We start from the raw sequence: 14,573 nt of genomic DNA, 5'->3' as shown, positions 1-14,573 counted from the left end.
ATACCCCTAGGTGTTAGGCGCCAAGCCGGGCGGCGATGGCGTCGCGGAGGTTGGCCGGCTTGGCAGGCGCGGCCGGCGCGCCGGTGAACTCCGCGCCGCCCCGGGCGGGGCCGGCCGGAGCGGCGCGGTACAGGTCGGGGTCGCTGTCGACATTGGCCGTGATCGCTGCGGCGAGTCGCTCGCCGAGCCTTTCGTCGGCCGGGTCGAGGTTGCGCAGGTCGTCGACGAAAGCGCGCTGTCCAGCAGCCGGTCGGCACGGGCGCCCTGCGCGTCGGCGGCCTTGTAGGCGGCGAGCTCTACCTGCGCCGTGCGTAGTTGCGTGGCAGCGTCAGTGAGCTGTCGGTCGCGCTCGGCGACCGCGGTGGCAAGCGCGCTCGGGTCCTGCTCGCCATCCTGGGCATCCGGGTCAAGCGCCTTATGTACGGCGTCGAGCGCGGCCTGCAGCTACATGGGGCGCGCTCGGCCTCGGCGCTCGCGCGCTGCAGCGCGGCGGCGAGCTGCTGTTCGATGGCCGCGTCGGGCGCCGAAGGGTCGGCGGCCGGAGCCTCCGGGGTAGTGGATTCCGGGGCGGTCGGGGTGGGGATGGTGCTTGCTGCCTCGGGGGCGGCGGGCGTCTCGGACATGCGGAAGGGCCCTCCGGGCTCATGTACGGGCATGAAAAGGCCCGCCGAGGGCGGGCCGTGAAAGGGAAGGAAGGGGGGGGCAGTGCGAGCTTGCGACCCCGTTCGGCTCACACCCGCCCGATGCGGGGCGGTAGTCGGTGACTAATGGGCGGCGCGGCCCCCGGGTGGTCCCGACCGGTGGCGATCTGGCGGTGCTCCTGACGAGCGGCGGGACCGGCGAGGCAGAAAGGGATCACTAGAGGCAGGGCCCTGCACGGCGACTATCGGCGCTTTCCCCCAGCCGGTGTATCGCCCCTGAATGCGAACGGCGGTTCTGCATGAGCAAGCGAGCTCAGCGCACGCAGCGTGCTGCGGATGAGCATGACGGCCATGACAGCACCGATGAAGAAGGCGGTGACACCAACGCTAGCGGACTGGAAGGTTTGCCCGAAGAGAATGAACTCGGTGTGGCCAGTGGCTCCGAGAGCTACCAGAACAACGCCTCCGGTGATCATTACGATACTCACGACGTAGGCACCCACGATCAAGGACAGGAAGATACGCTCAGATGCCTTGATGATTGCGCCCATAGCTCCCCCGAGTGCTGGCTACGACCGTTGTTCCCGAGGGAGTCGGCACAAAAGCAGGCGAACAGGTGAGCGGGGCGCGTCCCTAATCGTTCGCTTCTTGAGCCAACGGACGGGCGACGGTGCCCCGGTGGGCGCGCACGGCTTTCGCGCGGAATCCCTTAGACGCCCCCTATTGCTTGCGGCGCTGGTCATGGGCAGCGTGCCGGGCGGTCTCGGCCGCATCGTTGGCGACGCCGGTTACCTGCTCGGTGAACTCTGCGAGAGTCACCCTCGGCGAGACCTCGTCCCAAAGACGGCGAAGGTCTTCAGACATGCGGACGTACGCCACGTGGGCGGGGCTGGAGAAGAGCGAGCGGGGGTCGACGCCGGCGGCCTCGGCCTCGCGGGTGAGGATGTGCCCGCGGGCCGCGTCCTCGGCGGCGAGCCACTGCAAGTGGGTGTGTTCCCGGTACATGGCGCGTATCTCGTCGCGGTCTGCGCCATCCGGTCGGCGATCTCTTTCTCGTAGGCCCACTTCTCTGCCGCGGACATGTGGACGGAGCCGTTGGGGCCGCGCTCGATGCCGTGGCCGTAGGCGCCCCACTCGTCCGGGTCGGCCGGCCGCGGCTCGTGCAGCCGGGGCGGGCCGAGCAGGCGGTCGAGCGCGACACGGTTGGCGGCGTAGTCGGCCACCGCAGGGGAGCACACCCATAAGGGACGTATCCCCGTCGTGGCACCGCAGCGACTCAGCGAGATCTGCAGGAAGTGGGAATCCCAGGCGTGACTCGGCTTCCCGAATGGACTGCCACGAAGCCGGGGGCCTGAGTGCTGCCAGAGCCTTCGGCGCATACAGGGACAACCAAGCGTCGATGCGGCACCAGGACGTCCGCGACTGTGGGCACGACAGGGTCTATGCCTCGTCGGGGAGGCTGCATCATCATGCGGAAAATCATCCACCGGAGCTCACGCGCCGGCCACGTCGAGCCAGTGGCAGCCGCAAGCTCGCCGACCAGGGCACGTCGTTCTCGCGCTGGGCGGAGCTGACGCCGGAGGAGATCCGGGAGGCTGTACGCGACGACGTTCGACCACAGTAGGTCGGCATCCTGTCCCGGCTTGCGAAGACCAAGTTCCGGCTCCTTCGGTCAGCCTGCGCAGCCACGGGCTTGGCGGGGCTGCTCCCGCTGGTGGCGAATGTCCTGGCCTCCGCCTCGTGATCGTCTGGTGGGGGCCGTCGGGCGCCGCGGGTCAGGCGTTGAACGACCCGTAGCGCGCTTTCGTGTGCTTGGGCAGGCAGTACATCAGGGCCCACATCGACACGAGGGTGCCACCGGCCCACCAGAGGGTGCCGGTGAACGCGTCGCGATTGATCGCGCTGTCGGGTGAGCCGCCGGTGGTGGAGAAGAACACGAGGGCGGTCAGCGCGGTGCCGAGGGCGATGCCCAGGTGCATTGCGGTGTTGAACAGGCCCGAGGCGGAACCGGCGTCCTCGTGCGGGACCTTGGCGAGCGACAGGTCGGCGAGCGGTCCGCCGACCATGCCGAGGCCGAAGCCGATCAGCATGACCGGAACGGTCATCGCGAGGAGGGTCAGGTCGGCCTGCCGGCTGGCGGCCTGGAGCCCGTAGGCGACCATCGAGCCGAGTGCGATTAGGGCTCCGGCCTGGGGCAGGCGGCGCCCGAAGCGCCCGGCGGTCTTCATCACGGTCGTCGCACCGGCCAGCTCGCCGAGAGCCAGCAGCACGAAGGCCGCGGCGGCCATCAGCGGGCTCATGTCCAGGCCGCGCTGAAGGTACTGAGTCCAGGTCGTGAAGAACAGGCCGCACAGCAGGCCGAGCATCAGCTGCGAGGTCAGGCCGCCGGAGAACTGCTTGCCCCGGAAGAGGGACAGTGCCACGAGCGGGGCATCGTCCTGCCGGCGCTGCTGGTGGCGCAGGAAGCCCCCGAGCACCGCCAGCCCGCCGGCGAGCATGGCGAAGCACCACAAGGGCCAGTGGTGGCTGTGGCCTTCGGTGAGCGGGAAGATGATCAGAACCACAGCCAGTGCGGACAGCAGCATTCCGGCAAGGTCCAGGCGGTTGGCATTCTGTGCGGTCGACTCGGGGATGAACTTCCCTCCGAGGATGATCACGGCCAGGCCGACAGGCACGTTGATCAGGAAGATCGGCCGCCAGGACAGTCCGAACAGGTCCAGCTGGGTGAGCACGCCGCCCAGTACCGGCCCCAGAACGGAGGCCAGCGACAGGACGGCCCCGTAGAGACCGAAGGCCCTGCTGCGGTTCTCGCCGTCGAAGGTGACGTGGAGGGTGGCCAGGACCTGGGGGATCATTACGGCGACTCCGGCGCCCTGGATGACGCGGGCGGCGATCAGCACACCGGGTCCGGTGGCGATGCCGCACAGCAGCGAGGCGAGGGTGAACACGGTGGTGCCGATGAGGAGGATCTTGCGCCGGCCGTGGATGTCGCCGAGCCTGCCGCCGGTGATCAGTCCGACGGCGACGGTCAGCGAGTAGCCGGCGGTCAGCCACTGCACCGCGGCTGGCCCGGCGCCGGTCGACGCCTGGATTGCGGGCAGGGCGGTGAGGACGACCGACTGGTCGAGGATGTCCATGAGCTCGGCGACCAGAACGACCACGAGGGCGATCCGGGCGGTCCGGGGCGTCGTCGGCGACCGGTCCGGTACGTCGTGAGCCGGGGGCTCGGCGGTGTGCTGCGGCTCGTTGCCGAGCGCGGGGGAAGGCACTGTGGGACTCCTGATGCAAGGAATCGGGGGAGCCCTGCCGTCAGCCGCGCCGGGGCCAGAGAACACGAAACCCAGGGCAGTCGGCAGAGCTGCACCCGGAAAATGACAGGGAAATGCGGGGCGGGTGACGCAACTCAGGCCAGCGCGACGTCCGCCCCCGGACACGTTCGAAGCCTCAGAACGTGGGGAACTGCGGACGGCTACTTGGCCTGGGAGATAAGTCGTCACCTCGAAACACAGCGCCGGGCCCCGGAACGGGCACAGGCGGAACTCAAACAGGGTAAAGACCCCTCCGGCATCCGTGCAACGCGATAACTTGCCCACGCCCCGCCGCACCCGTCCCGCCCAGGCCCACACGGGCGGACGAGCCCGCGGGGGCCGCGCCGGGGCGCAGCCGAGCCCCCGTAGCCGCCGAGGTCCGTCCTGCTCGGTCTCGTACTCGTCGTGGCCGGGGACGTATTCAGCCGTGGCCCAGGAGGAGCGGTCGGTGCAGAACAGCCACAGGGTGGGCCTCGTCGGAGCCGTCGCCGGCCTCGCCGACGTGGTGCCAGGCGTTGCGGACCATGAGGTCGATCCAGAAGAGGCGCCGTGGTTGTTGGCGATGCTGCGGGGGCTGATCGTGGTGCGGCCGGGGATGCCTTCGTCCTTGTGATGGTAGGCGTCGGCAATGAGGCCTCCGACGGCTGGGCGCACCCGGGTGCTCATGAAGGCGGGGTTGCCGGCGAACCGGCCGTGAGCCTGGCCGTCCTCGACGTCGAGGACGGCGAAGGAGTAGTGGAAGATGCCGCCGCCCCACGGGGTCACGATGCGGCCGCCGGGTGCCTGCTCCACCCAGGCGTACGGGATGTCGGGGACGGAATACGTTCCCAGGATCCGGTCGTACGTCTCCCCGGCCGGGCGGTCCTGTTCTGCGTCGCCGCACAGCACGCGCGGGCTGAATCCGGCCGCTGTCAGGTTGGTCTCGGCCTGCTTGGCGATGCCGGGGTCGATGTCCATGCTGGTGACGTGCTCGTCGCCGAGGCGATGGCAGAGCCACGAGGCGTTGTAGCCGGTGCCGGCAGCGGCCTCGAAACACGCGGTGCCCGTCGTAGGCGTCAAGGACGTCGAGGGCCTGCAGCATGACCGTGGGCATGGAGCTCCAGGAGGTCGACCTGCGATGGGTCGCACGGCGACTGCTGTTTGTCGCCCTCCGCACCGCTATTGCCGTCACCGTGCTTGCCCACACCGCGCCTTCCTCGGCTCCGGGGTGAGCGGTCGGTGACGCGTGCAGGGCCCTTCCCGGGACATTGGCCGATACACGTCAGTCGGGTGCAGCGGTCGACGGCCGGTAGCGCGCATCGTGGTCGCGGGCGAGCCGGTTCGCGGGCGCCACCGTGTGTGCGGGGGCCTCCAGCCACATCGCGTACGCGATTGAATCCAGCTGCGGCTCGGTGGCCTGGAGGGCCCAGGCGTTGCCTGTGTCGTCCCGCTGCGCCATACGGACCGCTTCCTCCAGGCCGAGTGCGGGTGGCTGGCGAAGACGGTGGCCCAGGCTGAGGTAGAGGCGCAGCACTTCCATGGCTTTGGGCCGCAGCGTCACCTCGCGGGTCCCTGCGGGCCGGTCGGTCACCGACGCCACGCCGGGGGTGCCCGATCGGCGGGCGGGGAGGTAGACGAGCGCGTCGTGCCTTTCAAGTGTGAGCCGGGCAGCCCACTGCGGCGGGCCCGGCAACGTGCCAAGACGAAGAGGTCGGCCATCTCGCACAAGGCGGCTGCCCGGAGGCGGTCCACGAGCTTCAGGGTGATGCCGCAGTCGTCGGTCGTCCAACCGTGCTGCTGACATGCTCCGGTGTCGCGCAGGCCTGTAGGGCCTCGTACTCCGGGTCTTTTGGGCCGCCCACGGATGTCCTTCCCATACGTGTTCGAGGAACAGCAAGCGGCAGCCCGGCATTACGGCCGAGCTGTGGTCTCGATACCCGGGGGGATCCGCGTGCCGTGCGGTGTGACATGGGACGCGGTCCGGGTCGGTCCCGCGCTCGGTCAACGGGCATGGGAAGAACTCGGGTCCGACGTCGGCCCGGTCCTTGCAAGCTCATCGCCGCCCACTGGACCATCTCCATCAAACGCGGTTGGGCGGACCGATGGGACCTGCGGGGGCGTGGTGCGCGGCTGCTGCGGCCGGGCACCGTCATCGAGCTGCCGCTGACCGTCCGGAGCACGCGCGCGATGTGCGGTGGGTCGTACCGCCCAGGCTCGGCGGCTGGACCGACCCCCACCGGCTCTACGAGGCACTCGGCGGTACGGCGCCCCTGCCGGCCGCGCGAACGCCGCCCGCGAAGAAGAAGTCATCGAAGGCCACCACCAAGCCCCCGATCGCCACGGCAACGTAAGGGGTGTCACCCGGTCGTCTGCAAAGCCTCCGCCAGCCCGGCCCGGCGACCACTGGACCGGAGTGGCGGCCGGTCGTTTCCGTCAGCAACGCAATGCCCGGATCGGGTGAGCGGCCACGCCCGAGTGAATCGCACAGCACTCGCCGACCCGTTGGCCCAGCGATCACGGACCGGTTGACGGTCACTCGAATTTCTGCACGACGAAACGCCCTTAGGAGGCCGTGACCGCACCCGTCCGGGGGCCGTTTTTCCGATCACTCGTCCGATCCGCTCGTCAACGAGGAGGCGTAGTGCATCACCACCAGGATCGACCCGGGAAAACCACGGAGGTGCGTTTGCGATTCGAACACGACCAGGCGGGGCCTAGCCGTCGCGCTGGGACGGCCATGGGGAGGTGGGCATGAGGCAGCCGCCGCGCTACCGGCTCGTGGTCGATGTGATGGTGCTGATGGTCCGCGACGACGGGCGGATCCTGCTCCTCCGCCGGGCCGGGCAGGTCTACGCCTCCGGGCTGCTGTGCCCGCCCGGCGGGCACTTGGAGAAGCACGAGCCTGTCTCCGCCGGCGCCCTTCGGGAGGTCGCCGAAGAGGTGGGTGTCACGATCGCGCACCGTGACTTGGAGTTCTGCCACGCCATCCACCACCGCAGCCCCGAGGGCGAAGGCCGCATGGGGATGGTGTTCACCACCCAGCGCTGGACTGGTCAACCGTCCATCTGTGAGCCGGATAAGTGCTCGGCCCTGGTGTGGGCGGACCCCGCGCGGCCACCGGCGGACTGCGTGCCGTACACCGCCGCCGTGTTGAGGCAGTTCTGTGCCGGTGCCCTGCTGTCCGAGCACGGCTGGACGACCGGAGGGGCGGCGTGAAGATCAAGCGAACCGAGACAGCGGTGGCCGAGGCGACCGAGGGTTCGGCGTCGGAGAAGCTGCTGTTCGGCGGGCCCCTGCTGTACAACGCTCGCTGGGCCGACCACCACAAGGCGTACTTCGAGATGACGCTGTGGACCATGGCGCTCCAGCTGCCCCGCATGGTCGCCTTCACCGTGCGCCTGGCGTGGCGGGCCGACCACCGGGCCCTGTGGACCGTTGGCGCCGGCGAGCTGGTCCGCGGCATCAGCCAGGCCATCGGCCTGGTCGCCGTCAACAGCGTCCTGGCCACTGTCCTGGGCAATGGGTCGATCGGCCACCGGGTCCAGGCCGCGATTCCTGCAGTGATCGGCGTCGCCGTCACCGGCATCGTCGGCGCCCTCGCGAACGCCGCCTCCACAGCGGGTACCGGCCGGCTGGAGCCGAAGGTGGAGCGCGTTGCCACCGAGATGTACCTCGCGCATGTCGCGAAGGTGGAACTCGCCGCGATCGAGGACGCCGACTTCAACCGGTTGATGGACTCCGCTCAGTACGGAGCCGGTGCCGCGCGCCGCATGGTCAACGTGTGCACCGGCGTCGTCGGCTCCCTCGTCTCCTTCGTCGCCGCCGCCGGCGTCCTCACCGTCCTGCACCCGGTGCTGCTTCCGCTGCTCGTGCTGATGACCGTCCCTCGCTCTTGGGCCTCCCTGCGCAACGCGCGCGCCCGGTATGCGAGCTACCTGCGGTGGATGCAGCACTCCCGCGCCGGCCGGCTCCTCGCCCAGACCCTCATGCGCACCGGGCCCGCCGGGGAGATCCGCGTGCACGACGTGGGCCCGTTCCTGCTGCAGCACTTCCGCGGCATGTCCGAGGCGTCCGAGGCGGAACAATCCCGCCTCGCGGCCAGCCGCGCCCGCGTCCGCCTCGTCGCCTCCGCCCTCACCGGCGTCGCCGCGGCCCTCACCTACGCCTCGCTCCTCGGCCTGCTGGCCACCGGAGTGATGTCCCTGTCCATCGCAGGCACCGCCGTGCTCGCCATCCGCAGCGGAGGCCAGAGCCTGACCACCCTCGTACTCCAGGTCAACAACCTCTACGAGGAATCCGCCTACGTCGCCGACCTCGAACGGCTCTTCACCGAGGCCGCGAAGTACACCATCCCCACCGGCGGCGCGCCCGCGCCCGGGAACCTGTCGCTGATCCGCTTCGACGACGTCACCTTCCACTACCCCGACGACAACGACGTCGACCGGAAGGACGCCGAGGCGAAGCGGCCGGCGCTGAAGAACGTCACGCTCAGCATTCCGGTCGGGAAGATCGTCGCCTTCGTCGGGGAGAACGGCTCGGGCAAGACCACGGTGTCGAAGCTGCTGGCCGGCCTGTACCAGCCCGATGAGGGCAGCGTCCTGTGGGACGGCATCGACGCCCGCACCCTGGACCGCGCACAGCTGTGGTCGCGGATCGGGATGGTCAGCCAGGACTTCCACCGGTGGCCGTTCACCTGCCGCATGAACATCGCCATCGGCCGCCCCGAGCGCCCGGTCGACCAGACGGCAGTGGACGAGGCCGCCGCCTGCGCCGGGGCCGACACCGTCGTGGAAGAGCTGCCACGTGGCTGGGACACACTGCTGTCGAAGGGCTACAAGGGCGGGCACCAGATCTCCGGCGGCCAATGGCAGCGCCTCGGCATCGCCCGCGCCCGCTACCGTGACGCCGAGATCCTCATCGTCGACGAGCCGACCTCCGCCCTCGACGCGAAAGCGGAGCTGGAGGTCTTCGACCAGATCCGCAAACTCGCCGACGCCGGACAGACGGTCGTCCTGATCACCCACCGGCTCGCCTCCGTCCGCCACGCCGACCTCATCCACGTCCTGGCCAAGGGCGAACTGGTCGAGTCCGGCACCTTCGAGGAACTGCTGCACCACCCGACGGCGGGCGTCTTCCGCGAGCTGTACGAGATGCAGCGCGCCCAGTTCCAGGACACCGCCCTGCCCGGACAGCGCCGGCCGGCCGACGCCAAGGAAGGGAGCGAAGCCCGATGAACGAGGCCCCGGCGGGAAGCAGCAGCCTGTGGCGGCACCGGGACTTCCTCCGCTACTGGTCCGCGTGCGCAGTCGACCTCGTCGGCAGCGGCGTCACCTCGGTGACCCTGACGCTGGTCGCCGTTGATTCCCTGCACGCGACGGTGTGGGAGGTCTCGCTCCTCGCGTTCGCCGAGCGCCTGCCGCCACTTCTGGTGGCGCTTCCCGCCGGGGCACTGGCCGACCGGCACCGCAAACGCCCCATGATGATCGGCGCCGTCCTCGTCGCCGCAGCGGCGTACGCCGCCATCCCCGTGGCCGACGCCACCGGCCGACTGTCGCTCGGGGTGCTGTTCATGGTCGCACTGGTCAGCTCGACGGCCGGTCTCCTCGGCTCCACCACACGCATCAGCTACCTGCCCTCCCTGCTCCCCGGCGAACGGTTACTGGAGGCCAACGCCAAGGTCGGCGCGGTGGCCTCCCTGGCCGACAGTGCCGGCGCACAGCTCGGCGGCGCCGTCGTCGGTGTCCTCGGTGCCGCCCGTGCCGTCTACCTCGACGTTGCCTCCTACCTCGCCTGCGCCCTCCTGCTCTCCGGCATCCGCGCCCCTGAACCGGCACCCGTCCGGCCCGCGGCGAAGGGCTCGCTGTTCGGCGAAATGAGGCAGGGCGTGCTGTACGTGGCGCGCCATCCGACGATCCGGCCGCTGCTGCTGACCGGCACCGCCTACACCGCCGTCTTCGCCTTCCTGACCACCCTCTGGAGCGTGTACCTGCTCCGCGAACTGCACTACTCGGCCACGGACCTGGGAATGTTGCTGAGTGTGGCGGCACTCGGCGGGGTCGCCGGGGCACTGGCCGTCCGCTCGCTGGTGGCCCGGTTCGGGCCGACGCGGGTGATGCTCACCGCGCTGGCCATCACCCCGCTGACCGAGGTGCCGCTGCTGCTCGCCGCACCGGGACGCAGCGGCCAGGTGAGCATCGCCGCCGGCCTGTTCGTACAGCTGGCCTGCGCCACCGCGCAGGGCTCCACGCAGCGCAGCATCCGCCAGGTCGTGTGCGACCAGGGCATGCAGGGCCGGATGCTCGCCACCGGCCAGTGGATCACCTACGGCACCCGCCCCCTCGCCGCCCTCCTCGCCGGGGCGGCCGGCACCTGGCTCGGCCTGTGGAACAGCCTCGCCCTCGGCACCCTCGCCCTGACCACCCCGTTCCTCGTATTGCTCGCCTCCTCCCTTCGCACCATGCGTCAGACCCCAGCCAGGCCGCCCGCCACCACCTGATGAAGGAGACGCACGTGACGATCGACGATCCGGCCGCGTACTGGGACCAGCTGTGGGCGGCCGGCACCCGCTACCGGGCCTCGGACGAGACCGAACTCGCCACGCTGGCAACCGGGCTACCTGGGTGACGTACGCGTGGAGCACCTAGGAGCGTGGGTCGGTAATGGCCCAGCCGACGAGCGGTTGTTGGATCGGCTGATGGCCGGTCGCGGCCGTTTGTTCGGGCTTGGTGCCGCAGTGGTGGGCTCGGTGGGCCGTTGTTCAGGGGGCTCCGGCCGGGCCGTCAGGCTCGGGCGGCGGCCAGCCCGGCGGTTCCGGTGTGCCGGAAGATCTTGCGGAGGTTGTGGGCCGTAGATCAGCAGCCGGACCATCAGACGCGGGCCAGATCACGAAACAGGAGGCGGCGGGCTCAACTGCCTGGTTGACCACCCATGTCCGCGGCCAGCGCCGCGTAGATGTACTCGCTGCCCCAGCGATCCCCGTCGAGGTCGTTCTCGACCAAGTGCGCCTCCCGACGCATCCCGAGGCGCTCACAGACCCGCACAGACCCGGTGTTCTCCACATCCAGCCGTGCGTAAAGCCGGTGCACGCCCAGCGTGCCGAAGGCAAACCCGGCCAGCGCCGCAGCCGCCTCGGTTGCATAGCCGTGCCCCTGGTGACGTGGGTCGAGAGTCCAGCCGATCTCGGCCTGGGCGGCGCGGGCACCAGCCAGGGCGAGACTCACCTCGCCAAGGACGCCGGGCTCATCGCGCCGGCAGACAGCGAGCGCCAGCTTGTCCCCGTCGGCGCGCCAGGCCGTCTGCGCCGCACGCTCGGCGGCAACCTGCTCGCTGCGCTCACGCGTGTGCGCAGGCCGGTACAAGTAGCGCGCCACGCTCGGCAGGCTCTGGTAGGCGTACAGGTCGTCGGCGTCGCCGGGAGTGAACAGACGCAGCGACAACCGGGCCGTGGTCAACGGCAGCAGCGAGGCGACGTCCATGCGGACCTCCGGGACGCGGATGTGGATCAAGATGCGGACTGATTTTCGCATCACGACTGCCCGACGACCACGCCTTTTCAACTGCAGCGCCCGACAGCCCCACTCCACCACGAGGCGCGGCATTCCAGGAGTTGTCTACTGCCCCACGCTCCTAGCGCCGCACGGCTAGTTCCGGCTATCGGAAGTTGCGCAATGGCTGCTCAAGGGCGGCTTGGTGTGTCCGAGCCGCCCTTGGCAAGGGTCGTCCGGCGTTCTTCACGAGCTGACAAGAAGAACCTCGTTCCGGTCGGCCTTCGGACGACTGGGGAATGGCCCGCTATCGGCGGATACGGTCCAGGCTGAGATCGTCGAATACGTGGGAAGGCAGGATGCGGTGAGAGGCCAGTGCCTCTTCGACCACGGCACGAAGGTCCTCGCCTTCGACACCAGCGGGTGCGGCGCCGCGGATCGCAGTCCAAGCACGGACGACACGCTGGGCCACTGTCTCCAGCACCTCGGGGGAGGCCAGGTAGAGGTGTTCCCGGGCGACCTTCACACCGTCGTCGACGACCATGCTGCGCGGGGACACGATGACAGTGATGCTGCCGGGCATCGGATCATCAAGGCCCTCGTCGGCGGCGAGGAGATCGAGCTGGGTGTTCGCCTGCCGGATGTACTTCAGACTGATGCCGCCGTCGGGCTTCTGCTCGCTCTTGGCTTCGATCGTCAGCCACGACGACGGCCACATCCACGCGGCATCGGTGCGCCCGTCGCCCAGGGGCTTGAAGGAGCGGGCGCCGAGGAGCTGGCCCAGGGTGACGAGCGCCTGCTCGTATCCGGTGGCCTCGGGACGGGCCAGGTCACGGATCATGTTGTTGGTGAGCTGGTTGAATTTGGCCGTGCTCTTCAGAGGCGAGCGCCTGAAGGCGGCCATGACGCCATCGACGCCGTCGGCATCGAGTACGTCCAAGACACTCGCTTCGGTACCCGTCCCTGCGATCTCCCTGAGCCAGGTAGTGCGGCTCGCGGCCTCGTGAGCGCGACGCAGTAGTTCTCGGGAACGCCCGGCGGCGGCCGGCGAGTCGACGTCGAGCGACGCCCAGGCGCTGCCCAGGTAGGCCCACAAGGCTTGGTACGAGCGCAGTTCTTTGCCGGTTAGACGGTTGAGGACCTCGACGGCTTCGCGGGAGGCGCGATCCCAGTCCTGCTGCCACGCGGCCTGCCAGGCGTCGATCTCCCGCCGGACACTGGCCTCCAGTTTGGACACGTATGGCGGGACCTCCTTGGTCGCCTCGTTGCGCCGCTCTGTGAGGTCTGGTTCCGCGTCCTCTTGCCAGACGTCGTCGCGGTCCAGCGCACTGCGTGCGAGCGCGACGAGGTCGGCTGCGGGAACCTCGCTGTTCTCACGCCCGAAGGCGATCTCCGCCTGCAGCTCGGGCGGCATGCCTGCGCGGACGTCCGCGCGGGAGAGGAATCGCTGCAGCTCTCGGCCTACCGCGATGACAAGCGCGAAATCCCGCGGTCCCCGGGTACAGCGGCCAGCACCCTGCACGACTCGGGTGCGTACCCGCTCCAGGGCGACGTTGCTGGCACCGAGCCTGGTGGTGAGGAACCGGTCCTGAAGGTGCACGCTCTCCGGCAACCCCCGCATCAGGATGATGTTGCACGCCTCGTCGGGCAGGTCCATGCCGTCGTACCGGCTCGGAGCCAGGAGCATGCCCTGGTCGGCGTTGATGAACGGCCGCAAGCCGGCCGCGGTCGCGCCGGGGCGGTACCGCTTGGAGTCTGGCACTCCCATTGCGTCAGCGGTCTTCCTGGCCGTCGTGTCATCAGGCGTCAGGAGCACGCTCTTGGCGCGCAGGCGCACCAACTGGCCCACGAGACCGCCCTTCGGACCACCCTCGTCACCCGCCTGCACTGCGGCCTCGTCCGCGGCTGTTTCGTCTGCGGACTCGGGCTCGGGGGTAGCGGGACCGAAGATCGCCTCGTCGGTCCCGGCGAGATCGGGGAAGACGAAGAAGCGGCGTCCGCTCCCTGACCGCTCCCAGTTCTCGGGTGCCCGAACGCGGGTGATCGGGGCGCGTCCGAAAGCCCGCTCGAGCTCTCCGCCATCTCCCAGCGTGGCGGAGAGGTAGATCCTCTGCGCGGGGCTGGTAAACGGGGCGTGGTCGAAGGTCGGCGGGATCATCGGCCGGATGTACCAGCTCTGAGAGTTGACGTAGAACAGGCACGAGCGTAGCTGCTGCCGGATCATCTCGAACCGGAACTTGTTGGGGCCGTCCATGGTGATCAGGACTTTGTCCAGGGCTTCCGTGTGCTTGGCCACGGTAGCCACCGGCAGCAGCCGCACCTCGGTGTCCTCGCCCTGTTCGTCCGTGAGCCGGGTCATCAGGTGACGGTCCAGGTCATCGACCAAGACGTCGAGGATGCCCCGGAACTGGCTCGTGTCCCTGTGGACTTTCAAGGCCCACGCATCGGCGACGTAGTTCTCTGCCGCATGCGCGTCGTCGAAGAGCAGACTTTGGGTGCCTGCGAATACGGGGTTGCTGTTGAAGACGTGGCTGTACACCGTGATGGCCACGAGCTCGGCGGCCTCGTACCGGCCAAGGTCGCGTTCGTCGAAGTCACGCGATCGCCCGATGAACAGTGACGCAGGGACACCTTGAGCTTGTGCTGCCTCCCACACCTGGTGAGCGAGCTGTTTTGTCGGGCAGGCGTAGACCGACCGGTGTCCGAAGAAGCGGCGGCGCCATTCGGCGATCAGCAGGCCGATCAGGGTCTTGCCGGAGCCGGTCGGGAGCTCCAGGGCGATATCCGCCTTGTCACGGTGGTCCATGTAGTCGCGCAGGATGTCTGCTTGATGGGACCACAACGCGCCGTGGCCGTCGCGCGTGCGTGGCAGCTCGCCGAAGAGCGCCTCCGGTGTGTCCGGCACGGGACGCTGCTTTACACGGCGCTTGAAACGGATCCGCTCCTGACCACCACTCACTGACAACCTCCCGGGAACCAGCTGCGGAAGACTCTCTTTTCCCGACCCGAAGAGGAGCGTAGTACCGGCCCCATCACCTCCAAGCCGAACAAGCCGAAGGGACGCTCGACGCTCCCATGTGCCGGTTGGCTCCGGCTATGGAACTTGCGGCATGGCCTTTCGGGTGCGGTAATCCGGTGTCGGCAGAGTGCCAGGAGTCTGC

General features: G+C 69.4%; 11 protein-coding genes and 1 pseudogene. 5 read left to right on the top strand and 7 right to left on the bottom strand.

Features of this window, described 5'->3' with window-relative positions:
* Positions 1-883: 883 nt before the first annotated feature.
* From LE181_RS02245 to LE181_RS02235, 3 genes are all read right to left on the bottom strand, one after another.
* On the bottom strand, positions 884-1,192 hold the full coding sequence (locus tag LE181_RS02245; protein ID WP_225659167.1) for a hypothetical protein: 309 nt from the start codon (positions 1,190-1,192) through the stop codon (positions 884-886).
* Positions 1,193-1,361: 169 nt separating this feature from the next.
* Complete coding sequence (locus tag LE181_RS02240) at positions 1,362-1,646, bottom strand: hypothetical protein (RefSeq protein WP_225659166.1); 285 nt, start codon at positions 1,644-1,646, stop codon at positions 1,362-1,364.
* 770 nt (positions 1,647-2,416) lie between these two features.
* Positions 2,417-4,234: an MFS transporter gene (locus LE181_RS02235; protein WP_505016584.1), complete on the bottom strand. Its 1,818-nt coding sequence runs from the start codon at positions 4,232-4,234 to the stop codon at positions 2,417-2,419.
* Positions 4,235-4,397: 163 nt separating this feature from the next.
* Between LE181_RS02235 and LE181_RS02230 the strand changes: the two genes are divergently transcribed.
* Complete coding sequence (locus LE181_RS02230) at positions 4,398-4,562, top strand: hypothetical protein (RefSeq protein ID WP_225659366.1); 165 nt, start codon at positions 4,398-4,400, stop codon at positions 4,560-4,562.
* 146 nt (positions 4,563-4,708) lie between these two features.
* Here LE181_RS02230 and LE181_RS32565 read toward each other — a convergent pair.
* Positions 4,709-5,077, bottom strand: a pseudogene (locus tag LE181_RS32565) (methyltransferase domain-containing protein); the annotation flags it as partial.
* Positions 5,078-5,210: 133 nt separating this feature from the next.
* The gene (locus tag LE181_RS02220) at positions 5,211-5,732 is read right to left on the bottom strand and encodes a DUF6417 family protein (RefSeq protein WP_225659165.1); all 522 of its coding nucleotides are present in this window, start codon (positions 5,730-5,732) and stop codon (positions 5,211-5,213) included.
* Positions 5,733-6,117: 385 nt separating this feature from the next.
* On the opposite strand from LE181_RS02220, the gene LE181_RS02215 reads away from it, so the two are divergent.
* The 4 genes from LE181_RS02215 (at position 6,118) to LE181_RS02200 (ending at position 10,424) form a co-directional block, all read left to right on the top strand.
* Positions 6,118-6,279 carry a hypothetical protein gene (locus LE181_RS02215; protein WP_225659164.1) on the top strand — a complete coding sequence of 54 codons (162 nt, stop codon included), beginning with the start codon at positions 6,118-6,120 and terminating at the stop codon, positions 6,277-6,279.
* Positions 6,280-6,679: 400 nt separating this feature from the next.
* The gene (locus LE181_RS02210; protein ID WP_225659163.1) at positions 6,680-7,144 is read left to right on the top strand and encodes an NUDIX domain-containing protein; all 465 of its coding nucleotides are present in this window, start codon (positions 6,680-6,682) and stop codon (positions 7,142-7,144) included.
* Positions 7,141-9,162 carry an ABC transporter ATP-binding protein gene (locus LE181_RS02205; RefSeq protein WP_225659162.1) on the top strand — a complete coding sequence of 674 codons (2,022 nt, stop codon included), beginning with the start codon at positions 7,141-7,143 and terminating at the stop codon, positions 9,160-9,162. The genes LE181_RS02210 and LE181_RS02205 overlap by 4 nt, the downstream gene beginning before the upstream one ends.
* A complete protein-coding gene (locus LE181_RS02200) occupies positions 9,159-10,424 on the top strand; it encodes an MFS transporter (protein WP_225659161.1) in 1,266 nt (421 codons plus the stop codon). The genes LE181_RS02205 and LE181_RS02200 overlap by 4 nt, the downstream gene beginning before the upstream one ends.
* A 409-nt stretch (positions 10,425-10,833) precedes the next feature.
* Here the strand turns inward: LE181_RS02200 and LE181_RS02195 are convergent, their stop codons facing one another.
* The gene (locus tag LE181_RS02195; protein WP_225659160.1) at positions 10,834-11,403 is read right to left on the bottom strand and encodes a GNAT family N-acetyltransferase; all 570 of its coding nucleotides are present in this window, start codon (positions 11,401-11,403) and stop codon (positions 10,834-10,836) included.
* Between the two features lie 316 nt (positions 11,404-11,719).
* Positions 11,720-14,317, bottom strand: coding sequence for a DEAD/DEAH box helicase (locus tag LE181_RS02190; protein WP_225659159.1), 2,598 nt, complete (start codon positions 14,315-14,317; stop codon positions 11,720-11,722).
* Positions 14,318-14,573 lie beyond the last annotated feature (256 nt).

Source organism: Streptomyces sichuanensis, assembly GCF_020328095.1.
In the GTDB taxonomy this organism is placed as follows: Bacteria; Actinomycetota; Actinomycetes; order Streptomycetales; family Streptomycetaceae; genus Streptomyces; species Streptomyces cinnamoneus.
This window is presented reverse-complemented; position numbering and strand designations above follow the sequence as displayed.

Bases quoted from the DNA above. Each gene is read 5' to 3' on its own strand.
- LE181_RS02245 (WP_225659167.1), bottom strand. From the start codon at position 1,192: ATGGGCGCAATCATCAAGGCATCTGAGCGTATCTTCCTGTCCTTGATC.
- LE181_RS02240 (WP_225659166.1), bottom strand. From the start codon at position 1,646: ATGTACCGGGAACACACCCACTTGCAGTGGCTCGCCGCCGAGGACGCG.
- LE181_RS02220 (WP_225659165.1), bottom strand. From the start codon at position 5,732: ATGTCAGCAGCACGGTTGGACGACCGACGACTGCGGCATCACCCTGAA.
- LE181_RS02210 (WP_225659163.1), top strand. From the start codon at position 6,680: ATGAGGCAGCCGCCGCGCTACCGGCTCGTGGTCGATGTGATGGTGCTG.
- LE181_RS02200 (WP_225659161.1), top strand. From the start codon at position 9,159: ATGAACGAGGCCCCGGCGGGAAGCAGCAGCCTGTGGCGGCACCGGGAC.
- LE181_RS02195 (WP_225659160.1), bottom strand. From the start codon at position 11,403: ATGGACGTCGCCTCGCTGCTGCCGTTGACCACGGCCCGGTTGTCGCTG.